The following is a 12,453-nucleotide window of genomic DNA, read 5'->3' as shown; positions in this document are numbered from 1 at the left end:
AGACTGGCATGTCCATGACGGTTTCCCTTCCGGCAACAAGACGCTTCTCGGTGTTGCCCATCACGGCGGTCATCGTCGCGGCCATTGCCGCCATGCCCATTCTGGCAATTTTCTGGCTGGCGCTGACCGGCAGCACGGAAGGATGGCAGCATCTTCTCGCCAATGTCCTGCCGCGCGCCGGGTTTCGCACCTTCCTGCTCCTGGGGATGACGGCCGCGACGACGGCTTTTTTCGGCATCGTCTGCGCCTGGCTTGTCACCACATTCGAATTTCCGCTGCGGCGGTTATTGTCCGCGGCACTCGTGCTGCCGCTCGCCATCCCCTCCTATCTCGCCGCCTATGCTTTCGGCGAGTTTCTCGACTTTACCGGCCCGGTGCAGAGCGCGTTGCGCGCCGCTTTCGGTTATCACAGCATCCGCGATTACTGGTTTCCGGACATACGCTCACTCGGCGGTGCGGTGATCGTTCTAAGTTCGGTCCTCTATCCTTACGTTTATCTCTCGGCCCGCGCCGCCTTTTCCATGCAGGGACGGTTTGCGGCCGAAGCGGCCCGCACGCTCGGCGCAAAACCGCTGAACGTGTTTTTCTCCGTGCAATTGCCGATGGCCCGGCCGGCCATCGCCATCGGGCTTTCTCTGGTCCTGATGGAAACGCTGAACGATATCGGCGCGGTTGAATATCTCGGCGTCCAGACGCTGACCTTCACCATCTACGAAACCTGGCTCAATCGCGGCAATCTCGCCAATGCGACGCAGATCGCCGCCGTCATCCTCGTCATCGTCGGTGCGCTGATCGTCATCGAACGCAATGCGCGGGAAAAACAGCGCTTTGGCGCGCCGAAAGCGACAAGCATGGCGCAGCGCCACCGGCTGAAGGCGCTCACCGGCTGGCGGCGCTGGGGTGCAAGCCTTTTCTGCTTCGTTCCCGTGGCGAGCGGCTTTTTCATTCCCGTCATCGTGCTGGGCGGTTACGCCGCGAGGAGGCTCGATGCGCTGTTTGCGCCGAAGCTTCTGAAAGCGCTCGGACACAGTCTCGAAGTCTCGCTTTCCGCTGCCTTCGTGACGCTGATAGCCGCTTTCGTGTTTTCCTATGCCATCCGCACCGAGCGCTCGCGCACCTCGAAGGTGGCCGCCCGCTTCGGCTCCATGGGATATGGCGTGCCGGGAACCGTGCTCGCCATCGGGGTGCTCATTCCGCTCGCCAGTCTGGACAATGGCGTCGATGGCTTTATCCGCGCACATTTCGGCTTTTCCACCGGGCTTCTGCTCTCCGGCACCGCCTTCGCCATCATCTATGCCCACGCCGTGCGCTTCATGACCATGGCGGAAGGCACGCTCGATGCCGGTTTTCAGAAGCTTTCGCCGCATATCGACATGGCCTCGAGGACGCTTGGGCGCAACCGGGCGCAGACGCTGTTCAAGGTGCTGTTGCCCAACATGCGGCCCGCGGCGCTGACGGCTTTTCTGCTCGTCCTGATCGAATCCATGAAGGAACTTCCGGCCACGATCCTGCTCCGGCCTTTCGGTTTCAACACGCTGGCCACGCTGGTTTATGAGGATGCGTCGCGTTCAAGGGTGCAGGATGCGGCCGTGCCGGCGATCATCATCATCATTGCCGGGCTTATTCCCGTGCTTCTCGTCTCGAAATCGATGGATCATCCAGAAAACCGCTGAGTGGCACGGGCCTTTGCGGCAAAAAGAAAGGCGGCCTTGCGGCCGCCTGGATGAGTTGTGCTTTTCAACGAGAGAAAGGGGGACAATCTCGCCAGATGGAAATTATCAGTCCCGGCTATCAAAAATTTGACGGCCCTGCGTTGGGTTTACTTTCCGCCAACTCCTATTAACAAGCGGTTAAAACCAAAATCGATCAATTACCGACGAAAATTCCTATTCTGAGACCGTAAAGCGCCGAAACTAAATTAACAGTTTCTACTTTTCTCGCGATTTCAACAGTAACGCGTAAAAATCGACGCAGGATATTCGATCAGTTCCGCGCCGCCGCATGTTCGTCGCGCATCCGCTGCAATTCGGTGCGTTTGGAAGCGATGGAGGCAACAATCACGCCGATGGTGACAAGCCCGATCAGGATCGTGCAGATGGCGTTGATTTCCGGCGTCACACCGAGGCGAACCTGCGAATAAATCTTGATCGGCAACGTGGTTGCGCCGGGGCCGGTGGCGAAGCTGGCGATCACCAGATCGTCCAGCGACAGGGTGAAGGCCAGCATCCAGCCGGCAATGACGGCGGGAAAGATGAGCGGCAGGGTGATGCGGAAGAAAGTCTTGACCGGCGGGCAGCCAAGATCGAGCGCGGCTTCCTCGAGACTACGATCGAAAGTAAGCAACCGCGACTGCACGACGATCGCCACGTAACACATGGTGAAAGTCGTATGGGCGATAACCACCGTCCAGAAACCGCGATCCACGCCGACGGCCACGAAGAGCAGCAGCAACGACAGGCCGGTGATGACCTCCGGCATGACGAGCGGCGCATAGATCATACCGGAAAACAGCACCCGGCCCGGAAACCGCGCGAACCGCGTCAGCGACAGCGCCGCCAGCGTTCCGAGGATGGTGCCGATGGTGGCGCTGAGGATACCGACACGCAGCGTCACCCAGGCCGCATCCATCAGCCCCTGGTTGGACCACATGGAGCGGTACCATTGCAGCGAGAAACCGCCCCAGACGGTAACGAGCTTCGAGGCGTTGAAGGAATAAACTATCAGGATGATGATCGGGATATAAAGAAAGGCAAAACCGAGGGTGAGGACGGTGATGTCGAATTTTCCGCGCTTCATGGCCTCACCCCACCTTCTTCTGCTGGTTCTGGAAGATGGCGATGGGCACCACCAGCAACAGCAGAAGCAGAACGGCGACGGCCGATGCCAGGGGCCAGTCGCGGTTGCCGAAGAATTCCGTCCACAGCGTCTTGCCAATCATCAGCGTCTGGGCGCCGCCGAGCAGATCGGGAATGACGAATTCGCCTGTTATCGGAATGAAGCAGATCATCGAGCCGGCAACGACGCCCGGCAACGACAGCGGGAAGGTGATCTTCCAGAAGGCCTTCCATGGCGGGCAGCCGAGATCGGCGGCCGCTTCCAGCAGCGTATTGTCGAGCTTTTCCAGCGCCGAATAGAGCGGCAGCACCATGAAGGGCAGATAGGAATAAACGATGCCGATGAAGATCGCCGTCTCGGTGCGGAAGATATTGACCTGCTGGTCCGGCCCGAGAAGACCGAGCCATTGGAACAGCACCGTCAGCAGGCCTTCTGGCTTCAGAATGCCGATCCAGGCGTAAACGCGGATCAGGAACGAGGTCCAGAACGGCAGGATCACCAGCATCACCAGCGTCGGACGAACGGAAGACGGCGCGCGCGCCATGGCGAGCGCCATGGGATAACCGATCAGCAAAAGCAGAAAGGTGGAGATGAAGGCGATGCGCAGCGATGATAGATAGGCGTCAATGTAAAGCGGGTCTTCCGTCAGGAAGAGGTAATTTTCGAAATCCAGTTCGGAGAAGAAGGCGCCGAGCTTCGAAAACCCTTCGAAAACCGGCGTATAGGGCGGCATGGAGATCGCCGTATCCGACAGCGAGATTTTGAAGATGATGAAAAACGGTGCTGCGAAGAATAGCAGCAGCCAGAAATAGGGAACCGCGACGACCAGCCAGCGCCAGGGGCTTTGCCGGTTTTCGGGAGTGGTGATCGCCATGAAAGCCTCCCTCAGCGTGTCAGGACAAGACCTGAATCCGGTTTCCAGTTCAGCCACACCATATCGCCGAAGGTGATCGGGCGATCGACGAGACGCGAGACATTCGCCTGCGCGGCGCGAATGACGCGGCCATCGGCAAGCTTGACGATGAAGACGGAGAAGTCGCCGAGATAGCCGATATCCCAGACCTCGCCATAGGCGGAATTGATGCTGCTATCGGCGGGCTGATCGAGCGAGATGCGGACCTTTTCAGGGCGGATGGCGAAAGCCACCTGGCTGCCGGTCGCAGCGGCGCATTCCTGCTCCACCGCCACCTTCAGCCCTTCGCAATCCAGCGTCACCAGACCCGGTTTGCCAATATCGGAAGCATTGGCGACGACATTGGCGTCGAAAATATTGATATCGCCGATGAAATCCGCCACGTAGCGGCTGTTCGGCGCTTCGTAAATCTCGGCCGGCGTCGCCACCTGCACGACATTGCCCTTGTCCATCACCGCAATCCGGTCCGACACCGTCATCGCCTCTTCCTGATCGTGGGTAACGATGAGGAAGGTGAGACCGAGATTGGTCTGGATGTCCATCAGTTCGAATTGCGTTTCCTCGCGCAGCTTCTTGTCGAGCGCGCCGAGCGGTTCATCCAGCAGAAGCACCTTCGGCCGCTTGGCAAGCGACCGGGCGAGCGCCACGCGCTGCCGCTGGCCGCCGGAAAGCTGGCTGGGCTTGCGTTTGGCGAACTCACTGAGTTTGACGAGCCGCAGCATTTCCTCGACGCGCGAGGCGATTTCCGCTTTTGGCAGGCCGTCCTGTTCGAGACCGAAGGCGATGTTCTTTTCCACCGACATATGCGGGAAAAGCGCGTAGGACTGGAACATCATGTTGGTGGGGCGCTTATAGGGCGGCACGCCGGAAATATCCTTGCCCTGCAGCAGGATGCGGCCTTCGGTCGGTTCCTCGAAACCGGCCAGCATGCGCATCAGCGTGGTCTTGCCGCAGCCGGAGGGACCGAGCAGCGAGAAGAATTCGCGTTCATAGATATCGAGCGTCAGATTGTTGACGGCGACGAAATCGCCAAAACGTTTGGTGACGTTTTCAAAGCGGATGAAGGGCACCGCATCGGGATTGTCCCAAGGGCTAAATTTGCGTTTGACCGGCCCCAGAGTTTTCGCCATTCACCCTACCCTCAAATCCCGTTGGTCGTGTAGATTTGAGCATCGGATTTTCCGACTTTCGGTCCGATGCTTTGAGGCGGGCAGCGCCGGCAGGTAACGGAACCTGCCGGCAAAGGATCAGAGAAACAGGCCCGCCGGCCGTTCCTCAACCAGCGGGCGGAAGTGTCAGCTGCCGGTCTTTATCTGCGTCCAGACGCGGTTCAGGACGCGCTGTTCCTTCGGTCCGTAGGGCGAGATGGTGAAGAGCTTCTTCAGCGTCTCGGCATCGGGATAAACCGCCGGGTTCTTGGCGACGGCCTCATCCATCAGCGCCTGCGAGGCGAGGTTGCCATTCGCATACTGAACATAATTGGAAGCCTTGGCGATGACTTCCGGCCGCATCAGATAATTGATGAAGGCGTGGGCTTCCTCGACATTCTTGGCATCCGCCGGGATGGCAAGGTTGTCGAACCACATATAGGTGCCTTCCTTCGGAATGACGTAGTTCACCTCGACGCCGTTCTTGGCTTCCTCGGCGCGGCTTTTCGCCTGCAGGATATCGCCGGACCAGCCGATGGTGATGCAGCTGTCGCCGTTCGCCAGCTCATCGATGTAGGCGGAGGAGTTGAAGGTCTTCACATAGGGGCGAATCTTCATGTAGACGTCGCCGCCCGCCTCGAGATCGGCGGTTTCCTTGCTATCCGGATTCTTGCCGAGATAGTTCATGGCGATGGCGAAGGTCTCGTCCGACGCATCGAGAATATTGATGCCGCAGGATTTCAGCTTTTCGGCATTTTCCGGCTTGAAGAGAATATCCCAGCTGTCGACCGGAACATCGCCGAGCGCCGCCTTTACCTTGGCAACGTTGTAACCGATGCCGGTGGTGCCCCACATGTAGTTCACGGCATATTCGTTGCCGGGGTCGTATTTCGCCAGACGCTCGGAAACCTCGGGCCACATGTTCTTCAGATTCGGCAACTTGGACTTGTCGAGTTTCTGGAACACGCCGGCATTGATCTGGCGGGCGAGGAAGGGCCCGGTCGGCACCACGACATCATAACCGGAGCTGCCGGCCAGAAGCTTGGTTTCCACAAGCTCGTTGCTGTCGAAAACGTCATAGACGACCTTGATGCCGGTTTCCTTGGTGAAATCGGCAAGGATCGATTCGTCGATATAATCCGACCAGTTATAGACGTGGACAACCTTCTCCTGGGCCATTGCCGAGCCTGCTGCAACGAGCGCGGTGGTGAGAGCCAAGGTCAGGCGGAGAGAACGGTTTTTCATGATGTCTCCTGTTAACGCATCCTCACGATGGGAGCGTGATCCCCTTTTTTGGGAGAGACTAGAAAGGAAAACAGAAGGGAGCAAGCGGGAAATGTGCAGCACAGCATTTTCAACCAAATGTGTGCCGGCCGGGAAAAAGCGAATGGAAACACCTACTGGAAGTCGAAAACACTGAGACCGGTGACCATTTCATCGAGCCCCAGCGGTCGCGTCAGCGGCGCTTCCGCCCGCGACAGACAGCCCTGCCTTTCGCACAGCCGGCACGAAGGCCCGACGGCGACGGGCGCGGCACCCGAAGCGGCCGGGCCATAGACGGTCTCTCCGGCCTGGGCGAGATCGCAGCCGAGAAGCACGGCGGTACGCCTCACCCTTTCGCCGAAACCCGCCTGAGGACCTTCCAGCGTGCGCGACACTGTGAGAAACGCGTCGCCATCCGGCATCTCCACCGCCTCCACCAGCACCTGTCCCGGCTGGGCGAAAGCGGCATGGATGTTGAGACGCGGACAGAGGCCGCCAAAACGCGCCCTTGGAAAACCGCCGGCCCCTGCAAGGCGGAAACGGTTGCCGGCATTGTCGATCTCCATCAGGAAAAACGGGATCGCCGCGGCTGACGGCCGTTGCAGGCTGACAAGACGGTTGGCTGCCTGTTCGAAAGAAACGTTGAAGCGCGACCGCAAAACCTCGAGATCGTATTTCGCCCGCTGGGCGGCGCTGAGGAATGCGCCATAGGGCATCATCAACGCATGGGCGGCGTAACGCGCCAGTTCGAAGCGGGCGATACGCCTTGCCTCCTCCCCTTTCAGGCCGAGTCCTTCAAGCTCCGTCCCGATTTCTTCGCGAAGCGCCAGAAGACAGGTCTCCATCGCCATTTCCCTGAGCTGGTCCGGTTGCGACAGGCGTTCGGATAAAAACAGCCGCATGGAATGGCGGTCATAACGCCTCCTGAGGTTCGGCATGGCATGAACCGGCAGGGTGCGGACCACGATGCCGTGGTTTTTCTGAAGCCATGCCCTCAGCCCGGAGGCCAGATCGTCGCCCGCCGACAGGTGTTTGTGAAGTTCTTCCGCCGCCGCATCGATGGCATGGAAATAGGCCGGCCGGTTTTCAAAGACGTGGCGCACCTCGTCAATCGGCAGACGGGTGGAGGAGAGCGCCGTCTCATGCCCTTCCCGCGCCAGAAGATCGGAGAGGTCGGAAAGGCGCTGCGCCTGCTCCCTATAGGCCCGGTAAAGCTTTAGGACACCGCTTGCCGCATTGGGCGCGGCATCGGCAACCTCGATCAGTTCCTGCGGCGACGGCACTTCACCGGCCAGCAAGGGATCGGCGAAGACCTCACGCAGCTGCCCGGCGGAACCGGCGCTTTCACCCTGCAAGTCATCCAGATCGACCTTGTAGACGGAGGCAAGCTTCAAAAGCAGCTGCACCGTCAGCGGCCGCTGGTTGCGCTCGATGAGATTGAGATAGGACGGCGAAATCGCCAGCGCCTCGGCCATGGCCGTCTGCGTCAGCGCCAGACCGTTGCGAATGCGACGCACGCGCGGGCCTGCAAAAATCTTGTTTTCCGACACCGCCTCACCTCCCCGTGCCTGCGAACTCATACAAAGCTGTTACAAACTCTGCGGGCGAAAGAATTTTACAAAATTTACAATTTTACAGCCCCCGCCTGTCACGCACACTACAGGATAACCTCTTTCAAGTCACTGTTTTTATGTTTGTTCTGGCACTCAAATCTCGAAAAATGTAAATGTAGTCACATCAAACGGCGCCATATGATGTTGAAAGACGGCCCGGTAAGGAAACCGCATTTATCATGGGAGAGAGAAGTATGACGGATTTTTACAAACTTGTTCCGGGCGCACCGCAGGGACGTTTCGACGGCATCGAGCGCACCTACACCGCCGCCGACGTGGAACGGCTGCGCGGCTCCGTCGACATCCGCCATTCGCTGGCCGAGATGGGCGCGAACCGACTGTGGAAGCTGATCAACGAGGAAAATTTCGTCAACGCGCTCGGCGCGCTTTCCGGCAACCAGGCCATGCAGATGGTTCGCGCCGGACTGAAGGCGATCTATCTTTCCGGCTGGCAGGTTGCGGCGGATGCCAATACGGCGTCGGCCATGTATCCTGACCAGTCGCTTTATCCGGCCAATGCCGCACCGGAGCTTGCAAAGCGCATCAACCGCACTTTGCAACGCGCCGACCAGATCGAGACGGCGGAGGGCAAGGGCCTTTCGGTCGACACCTGGTTCGCGCCGATCGTCGCCGATGCCGAGGCCGGCTTCGGCGGGCCGCTCAATGCCTTCGAGATCATGAAGGCCTTTATCGAGGCAGGTGCTGCGGGTGTTCATTATGAAGACCAGCTGGCATCGGAAAAGAAATGCGGCCACCTCGGCGGCAAGGTTCTGATCCCGACGGCGGCGCATATCCGCAACCTGACGGCGGCGCGGCTTGCGGCTGACGTCATGGGTGTACCGACGCTGGTTATCGCCCGCACGGATGCGGAGGCCGCCAAGCTTCTGACCTCCGACATCGACGAGCGCGACCGCCCCTTTGTGGATTACGATGCCGGCCGCACCGTCGAGGGCTTCTATCAGGTCAAGAACGGTCTTGAGCCCTGCATCGCCCGCGCGGTGGCCTATGCGCCCTATTGCGACCTGATCTGGTGCGAGACTTCCAAGCCGGATCTCGAACAGGCGCGCAGGTTTGCCGAGGGCGTGCACAAGGTGCATCCGGGCAAGAAACTCGCTTACAATTGCTCGCCGTCGTTCAACTGGAAAAAGAACCTCGACGACGCGACGATTGCCAAGTTCCAGCGCGAGCTGGGCGCGATGGGCTACAAGTTCCAGTTCATCACGCTTGCCGGTTTCCACCAGCTGAATTTCGGCATGTTCGAACTGGCACGCGGCTACAAGGATCGGCAGATGGCGGCCTATTCCGAGCTTCAGGAAGCGGAATTCGCAGCCGAGGCCAATGGCTACACCGCCACCAAGCACCAGCGCGAAGTCGGCACCGGCTATTTCGACGCCGTGTCTCTGGCGATCTCGGGCGGCACGTCTTCGACCACCGCCATGAAGGAATCCACCGAGCACGACCAGTTCCGCCCGGCGGCCGAATAAAATCGAAAAACTGCCCTTCCCGGTGACGGGAAGGGCTTGCAAACCGGATCAAGAACCCCAACCAATAATGAGAGGAGAAATGCCATGAATGCCCATAACCCCATCAAGACCCACGTCAAGGAACGCGCCGAGGAGCAGTCCTCCGCCATGACGCAGGATCAGCAGGCCGCCATCCGCATGCTGGCCAATGATCTGCACCGCCTCAATCAGGCCGTCATGAAAGCCGTCGAGGCCGGTGTTTCCGTCGAGCTGGTCCGCTCGGCCCGCCACCATGGCGGCGGCGGCAACTGGGGCGATCTGCTTATCCCCGTCATCGTCGCACAGGGAAGTGCGGCCGCCTGAAACGGCCTCCTTTCTATGCCGGGCGGCTCTTGCGCCCGGCATAGAGATCGGAATGGCTCTTGATCAGACGGGTCATCCGATCCGCCACCGTCCTGATATCACGGCGGTGGCGATCGTCATTGTTCATGACGATCCATTGATTGTGGCGAAGGCTCTCCAGTTCTTCGCCTTCCCGAGCGAGCCGCGCATCCGCATCACCCACGAAACACGGAAGCACCGCGACCCCCGCCCCGGCCAGCACCAGATCGAGAAGCGCCGTCGGGCGGTTCACCGTTACCACGATCTCGTTGTTACGATTTTCATGCGGCCAGCGCAGATAGGTTGAAATGGCGGTTTCCTCCGCCACCGCGAGCCAGCGGTCGGCGACGGAAACGGCTGCGTTGCGCAGCCTGTAGGGCGCATAGGCCACCTCCCCCGTCCGGATGGCGGCAAGGTTCTTTTCCTGCGGTTCGAAAGCGCGAATGCCGATATCGTTTTCGCGATGGGCCAGAGACGCCCTCTGTTCGGCAATGAAAAGGTCGATGCGGAAATCGTCGCGGTCGGTGCAGATGGCGGAAAAATTCCCGGTCAGCAGCCAGGCGTTCCAGGTGCCGACGGCAATGCGCACGACAGACGAGGCCGACGACGCCTTCTGCCATCCCTCGATGTCCCTCGCCGCATTCTCCATCGCCTGAAGCCGGTCGAACAGCGTTCGGCCGTCTGCCGTCAGGGCGTATCCCGTCTGGCTGCGCTGGAACAGCGCCTTGCCGATACGCTCCTCCAGCTCTACCATGCGTCGTCCCACCGTCGCGGGGCTCAAGCCCGTCAGCGACGCAGCACCCGTCAGGCCGCCGCTGCGTGACACATCGAGGAAAAGCTGATAGGAATCCCAGGTGACGTTTTTCATCGATGAAAAACGTAGCGCATTTTCTTGCGCAGATAAATCAAAAAACGGCGTGCATCATGGCCCTCCGCATTAGAAGGAGAGCGACATGCACGCGATTTTTGCAGCCCGGACGATCATCGAAAACCAGCAGCCGCGCACACGGCGCGAAGCCATTCTACAAGAAGAGAAATTTTATGCCGATATGGCGCAGGCATCTCGGCCGTGGCGGCTTTTCAGCGCGCTTATAAGCCGGATGAAGGCAAAGAGCCGCGGATCAGTGAAACAGAGCGATCAGAGCTGCCAGAGCACCGGCTGCGATGAGGTTCAGGCGAAAAGCCAGTTGACGGCTCTCGTTGTCAGTGCGGACGATGGCAATGGCGCGAGGGCGGCGATGTGCAGATCTGTTCATGCGCGGGTTCCTGACGAAAAACTCAACCGACCCATGCCCTGTTGAGGGCCTCCAGCAGGACATCATGTGCAGCGGGAGCGCAATGCGATCCGGCTTTGCTGGCATTTGGTCAGGATGACTCCGGGCCCGTTAACAGGTTGTTAAAAAGGGCGAAGAGGGACAATAAACTCAGCCAGCAAGTTTGGCGAACAGGCCTCATCATACTCCGTCACCCCGGACTAGATCCGGGGTCCAGCCGACGCACGTCTGTGCGGCGAGAGTAGTCTTTTCAGCCCAAAAACTTGGGCTGACTGGATACCGGCTCAAGGCCGGTATGACGGAGGAGAAAGTTGCGAACTTACTCCATGGCCAGAGACAGTCACGCGAATTCGCCTGCCGCCTGCCCAGACGCCCAGGCCCACTGGAAATTATAGCCGCCCAGCCAGCCGGTCACATCCACGCATTCGCCGATGAAATAGAGGTTGGCCAGGGATTTCGCCGCCATGCTGCGGGAATCGAGGCCGGTCGTATCAACACCGCCGAGCGTGACTTCCGCCGTGCGATAGCCTTCGGAGCCGGCGGGCTTGATCTGCCAGTCCTGCACCTCATTCGCTAACGTCGTCAGAGCCTTGTCGGACATATCGGCAAGATTGCCGGTGAGGCCTGATTTTTCGACCACATGTTGGGCCAGCCGTTTCGGCAGGATTTCCGCAAGAGCCGTTTGGGCCGACTGTCGGCCGTTCTTCTGCTTCGCTTCCTTTAGCAAGGCGACTATATCGCGCGCCGGTTCCAGCTTGAGGCGGATCGTATCGCCCTCACGCCAGTAGGAGGAGATTTGCAGGATCGAGGGTCCGCTCAAACCGCGATGGGTGAAGAGCAGCGCTCCCTCAAACGAGGTCTTGCCGTGGAAAACTTCTGCCGGGACCGCGACACCGGCAAGCGGGCTCAGCCTTTCAAGCGCTGCGGGATCGAGCGTCAGCGGCACCAGGCCCGGACGGGTCTCGATGAGCTTGAGGCCGAATTGTTCGGCGATCTGATAGGCAAAACCGGTCGCGCCCATTTTCGGGATCGACTTGCCGCCCGTCGCCACAATGAGGCTTTCCGCTTCGATGACGCCGGCGGATGTCGTGACGCGAAAACGCCCGCCATCATGGGTGACGGCCGAGACTGAGGTTTCGAGCCGCAGCTTCGCATTCACCGCCTGCATTTCGCCGAGCAGCATACGGATAATGTCCTTGGCGCTGTTATCGCAAAAGAGCTGGCCGAGCGTTTTTTCATGCCAGGCGATGCGGTGTTTTTCGACAAGGGCGATGAAATCGCGCGGCGTATAGCGGGCGAGCGCGGATTTGGCGAAATGCGGGTTGGCGGAGAGATAATTCTTCGGCCCGGCATGGATATTGGTGAAGTTGCAGCGACCGCCACCGGAGATGCGGATCTTTTCGCCCGGCGCTTTCGCATGGTCGAGAATGACGACGGAGCGGCCTCGCTGGCCGGCGCGGATGGCGCACATCATGCCCGCGGCGCCCGCCCCCAAAATCAGCACGTCACATTTCTCTGTCATCATTCCATCCGATCCGTTTCCTTTCCTCTTTTCGAAGTGCC

The 12,453-nt window shown here is 59.7% G+C and carries 11 protein-coding genes; 4 read left to right on the top strand and 7 right to left on the bottom strand.

What is annotated here, in order from left to right; genetic code table 11:
• The first annotated feature begins 8 nt into the window (after positions 1 to 8).
• Positions 9 to 1,673, top strand: coding sequence for an ABC transporter permease (locus PIB16_RS02495; protein ID WP_065654419.1), 1,665 nt, complete (start codon positions 9 to 11; stop codon positions 1,671 to 1,673).
• Between the two features lie 310 nt (positions 1,674 to 1,983).
• Here the strand turns inward: PIB16_RS02495 and PIB16_RS02490 are convergent, their stop codons facing one another.
• The 5 genes from PIB16_RS02490 to PIB16_RS02470 form a co-directional block, all read right to left on the bottom strand.
• Positions 1,984 to 2,796, bottom strand: a complete 813-nt coding sequence (locus tag PIB16_RS02490; RefSeq protein ID WP_004432617.1) for an ABC transporter permease — start codon at positions 2,794 to 2,796, stop codon at positions 1,984 to 1,986.
• Positions 2,797 to 2,800: 4 nt separating this feature from the next.
• Positions 2,801 to 3,709, bottom strand: coding sequence for an ABC transporter permease subunit (locus PIB16_RS02485; RefSeq protein ID WP_078051236.1), 909 nt, complete (start codon positions 3,707 to 3,709; stop codon positions 2,801 to 2,803).
• Positions 3,710 to 3,720: 11 nt separating this feature from the next.
• Positions 3,721 to 4,878 carry an ABC transporter ATP-binding protein gene (locus tag PIB16_RS02480; RefSeq protein WP_065654422.1) on the bottom strand — a complete coding sequence of 386 codons (1,158 nt, stop codon included), beginning with the start codon at positions 4,876 to 4,878 and terminating at the stop codon, positions 3,721 to 3,723.
• Between the two features lie 165 nt (positions 4,879 to 5,043).
• A complete protein-coding gene (locus PIB16_RS02475; RefSeq protein ID WP_078051237.1) occupies positions 5,044 to 6,141 on the bottom strand; it encodes a polyamine ABC transporter substrate-binding protein in 1,098 nt (365 codons plus the stop codon).
• A gap of 152 nt (positions 6,142 to 6,293) precedes the next feature.
• Entirely contained in the window at positions 6,294 to 7,709 is a 1,416-nt protein-coding gene (locus PIB16_RS02470; RefSeq protein ID WP_065654424.1) for a helix-turn-helix domain-containing protein, read from the bottom strand.
• 257 nt (positions 7,710 to 7,966) lie between these two features.
• Here PIB16_RS02470 and aceA point away from each other — a divergent pair, with 257 nt between their 5' ends.
• Positions 7,967 to 9,256: an isocitrate lyase gene (gene aceA, locus PIB16_RS02465; protein ID WP_004432607.1), complete on the top strand. Its 1,290-nt coding sequence runs from the start codon at positions 7,967 to 7,969 to the stop codon at positions 9,254 to 9,256.
• Between the two features lie 84 nt (positions 9,257 to 9,340).
• Positions 9,341 to 9,598, top strand: a complete 258-nt coding sequence (locus PIB16_RS02460; RefSeq protein WP_003493954.1) for an SMc00767 family acetate metabolism repressor — start codon at positions 9,341 to 9,343, stop codon at positions 9,596 to 9,598.
• A gap of 13 nt (positions 9,599 to 9,611) precedes the next feature.
• Here the strand turns inward: PIB16_RS02460 and PIB16_RS02455 are convergent, their stop codons facing one another.
• Positions 9,612 to 10,484: a LysR family transcriptional regulator gene (locus PIB16_RS02455; protein WP_271044912.1), complete on the bottom strand. Its 873-nt coding sequence runs from the start codon at positions 10,482 to 10,484 to the stop codon at positions 9,612 to 9,614.
• A gap of 85 nt (positions 10,485 to 10,569) precedes the next feature.
• Here PIB16_RS02455 and PIB16_RS02450 point away from each other — a divergent pair, with 85 nt between their 5' ends.
• A complete protein-coding gene (locus tag PIB16_RS02450; protein WP_271044911.1) occupies positions 10,570 to 10,917 on the top strand; it encodes a hypothetical protein in 348 nt (115 codons plus the stop codon).
• 313 nt (positions 10,918 to 11,230) lie between these two features.
• Here the strand turns inward: PIB16_RS02450 and PIB16_RS02445 are convergent, their stop codons facing one another.
• Entirely contained in the window at positions 11,231 to 12,415 is a 1,185-nt protein-coding gene (locus PIB16_RS02445; protein WP_271044910.1) for an NAD(P)/FAD-dependent oxidoreductase, read from the bottom strand.
• Positions 12,416 to 12,453 lie beyond the last annotated feature (38 nt).

It is taken from the genome of Agrobacterium sp. ST15.13.015, from assembly GCF_027871645.1.
Taxonomy (GTDB): domain Bacteria; phylum Pseudomonadota; class Alphaproteobacteria; order Rhizobiales; family Rhizobiaceae; genus Agrobacterium; species Agrobacterium leguminum.
This window is presented reverse-complemented; position numbering and strand designations above follow the sequence as displayed.

Excerpts from the sequence above, each read along its gene's own strand:
- PIB16_RS02495 (WP_065654419.1), top strand. The coding sequence starts at position 9 with ATGTCCATGACGGTTTCCCTTCCGGCAACAAGACGCTTCTCGGTGTTG.
- PIB16_RS02490 (WP_004432617.1), bottom strand. The coding sequence starts at position 2,796 with ATGAAGCGCGGAAAATTCGACATCACCGTCCTCACCCTCGGTTTTGCC.
- PIB16_RS02485 (WP_078051236.1), bottom strand. The coding sequence starts at position 3,709 with ATGGCGATCACCACTCCCGAAAACCGGCAAAGCCCCTGGCGCTGGCTG.
- PIB16_RS02480 (WP_065654422.1), bottom strand. The coding sequence starts at position 4,878 with ATGGCGAAAACTCTGGGGCCGGTCAAACGCAAATTTAGCCCTTGGGAC.
- PIB16_RS02475 (WP_078051237.1), bottom strand. The coding sequence starts at position 6,141 with ATGAAAAACCGTTCTCTCCGCCTGACCTTGGCTCTCACCACCGCGCTC.
- aceA (WP_004432607.1), top strand. The coding sequence starts at position 7,967 with ATGACGGATTTTTACAAACTTGTTCCGGGCGCACCGCAGGGACGTTTC.
- PIB16_RS02460 (WP_003493954.1), top strand. The coding sequence starts at position 9,341 with ATGAATGCCCATAACCCCATCAAGACCCACGTCAAGGAACGCGCCGAG.
- PIB16_RS02455 (WP_271044912.1), bottom strand. The coding sequence starts at position 10,484 with ATGAAAAACGTCACCTGGGATTCCTATCAGCTTTTCCTCGATGTGTCA.
- PIB16_RS02450 (WP_271044911.1), top strand. The coding sequence starts at position 10,570 with ATGCACGCGATTTTTGCAGCCCGGACGATCATCGAAAACCAGCAGCCG.
- PIB16_RS02445 (WP_271044910.1), bottom strand. The coding sequence starts at position 12,415 with ATGATGACAGAGAAATGTGACGTGCTGATTTTGGGGGCGGGCGCCGCG.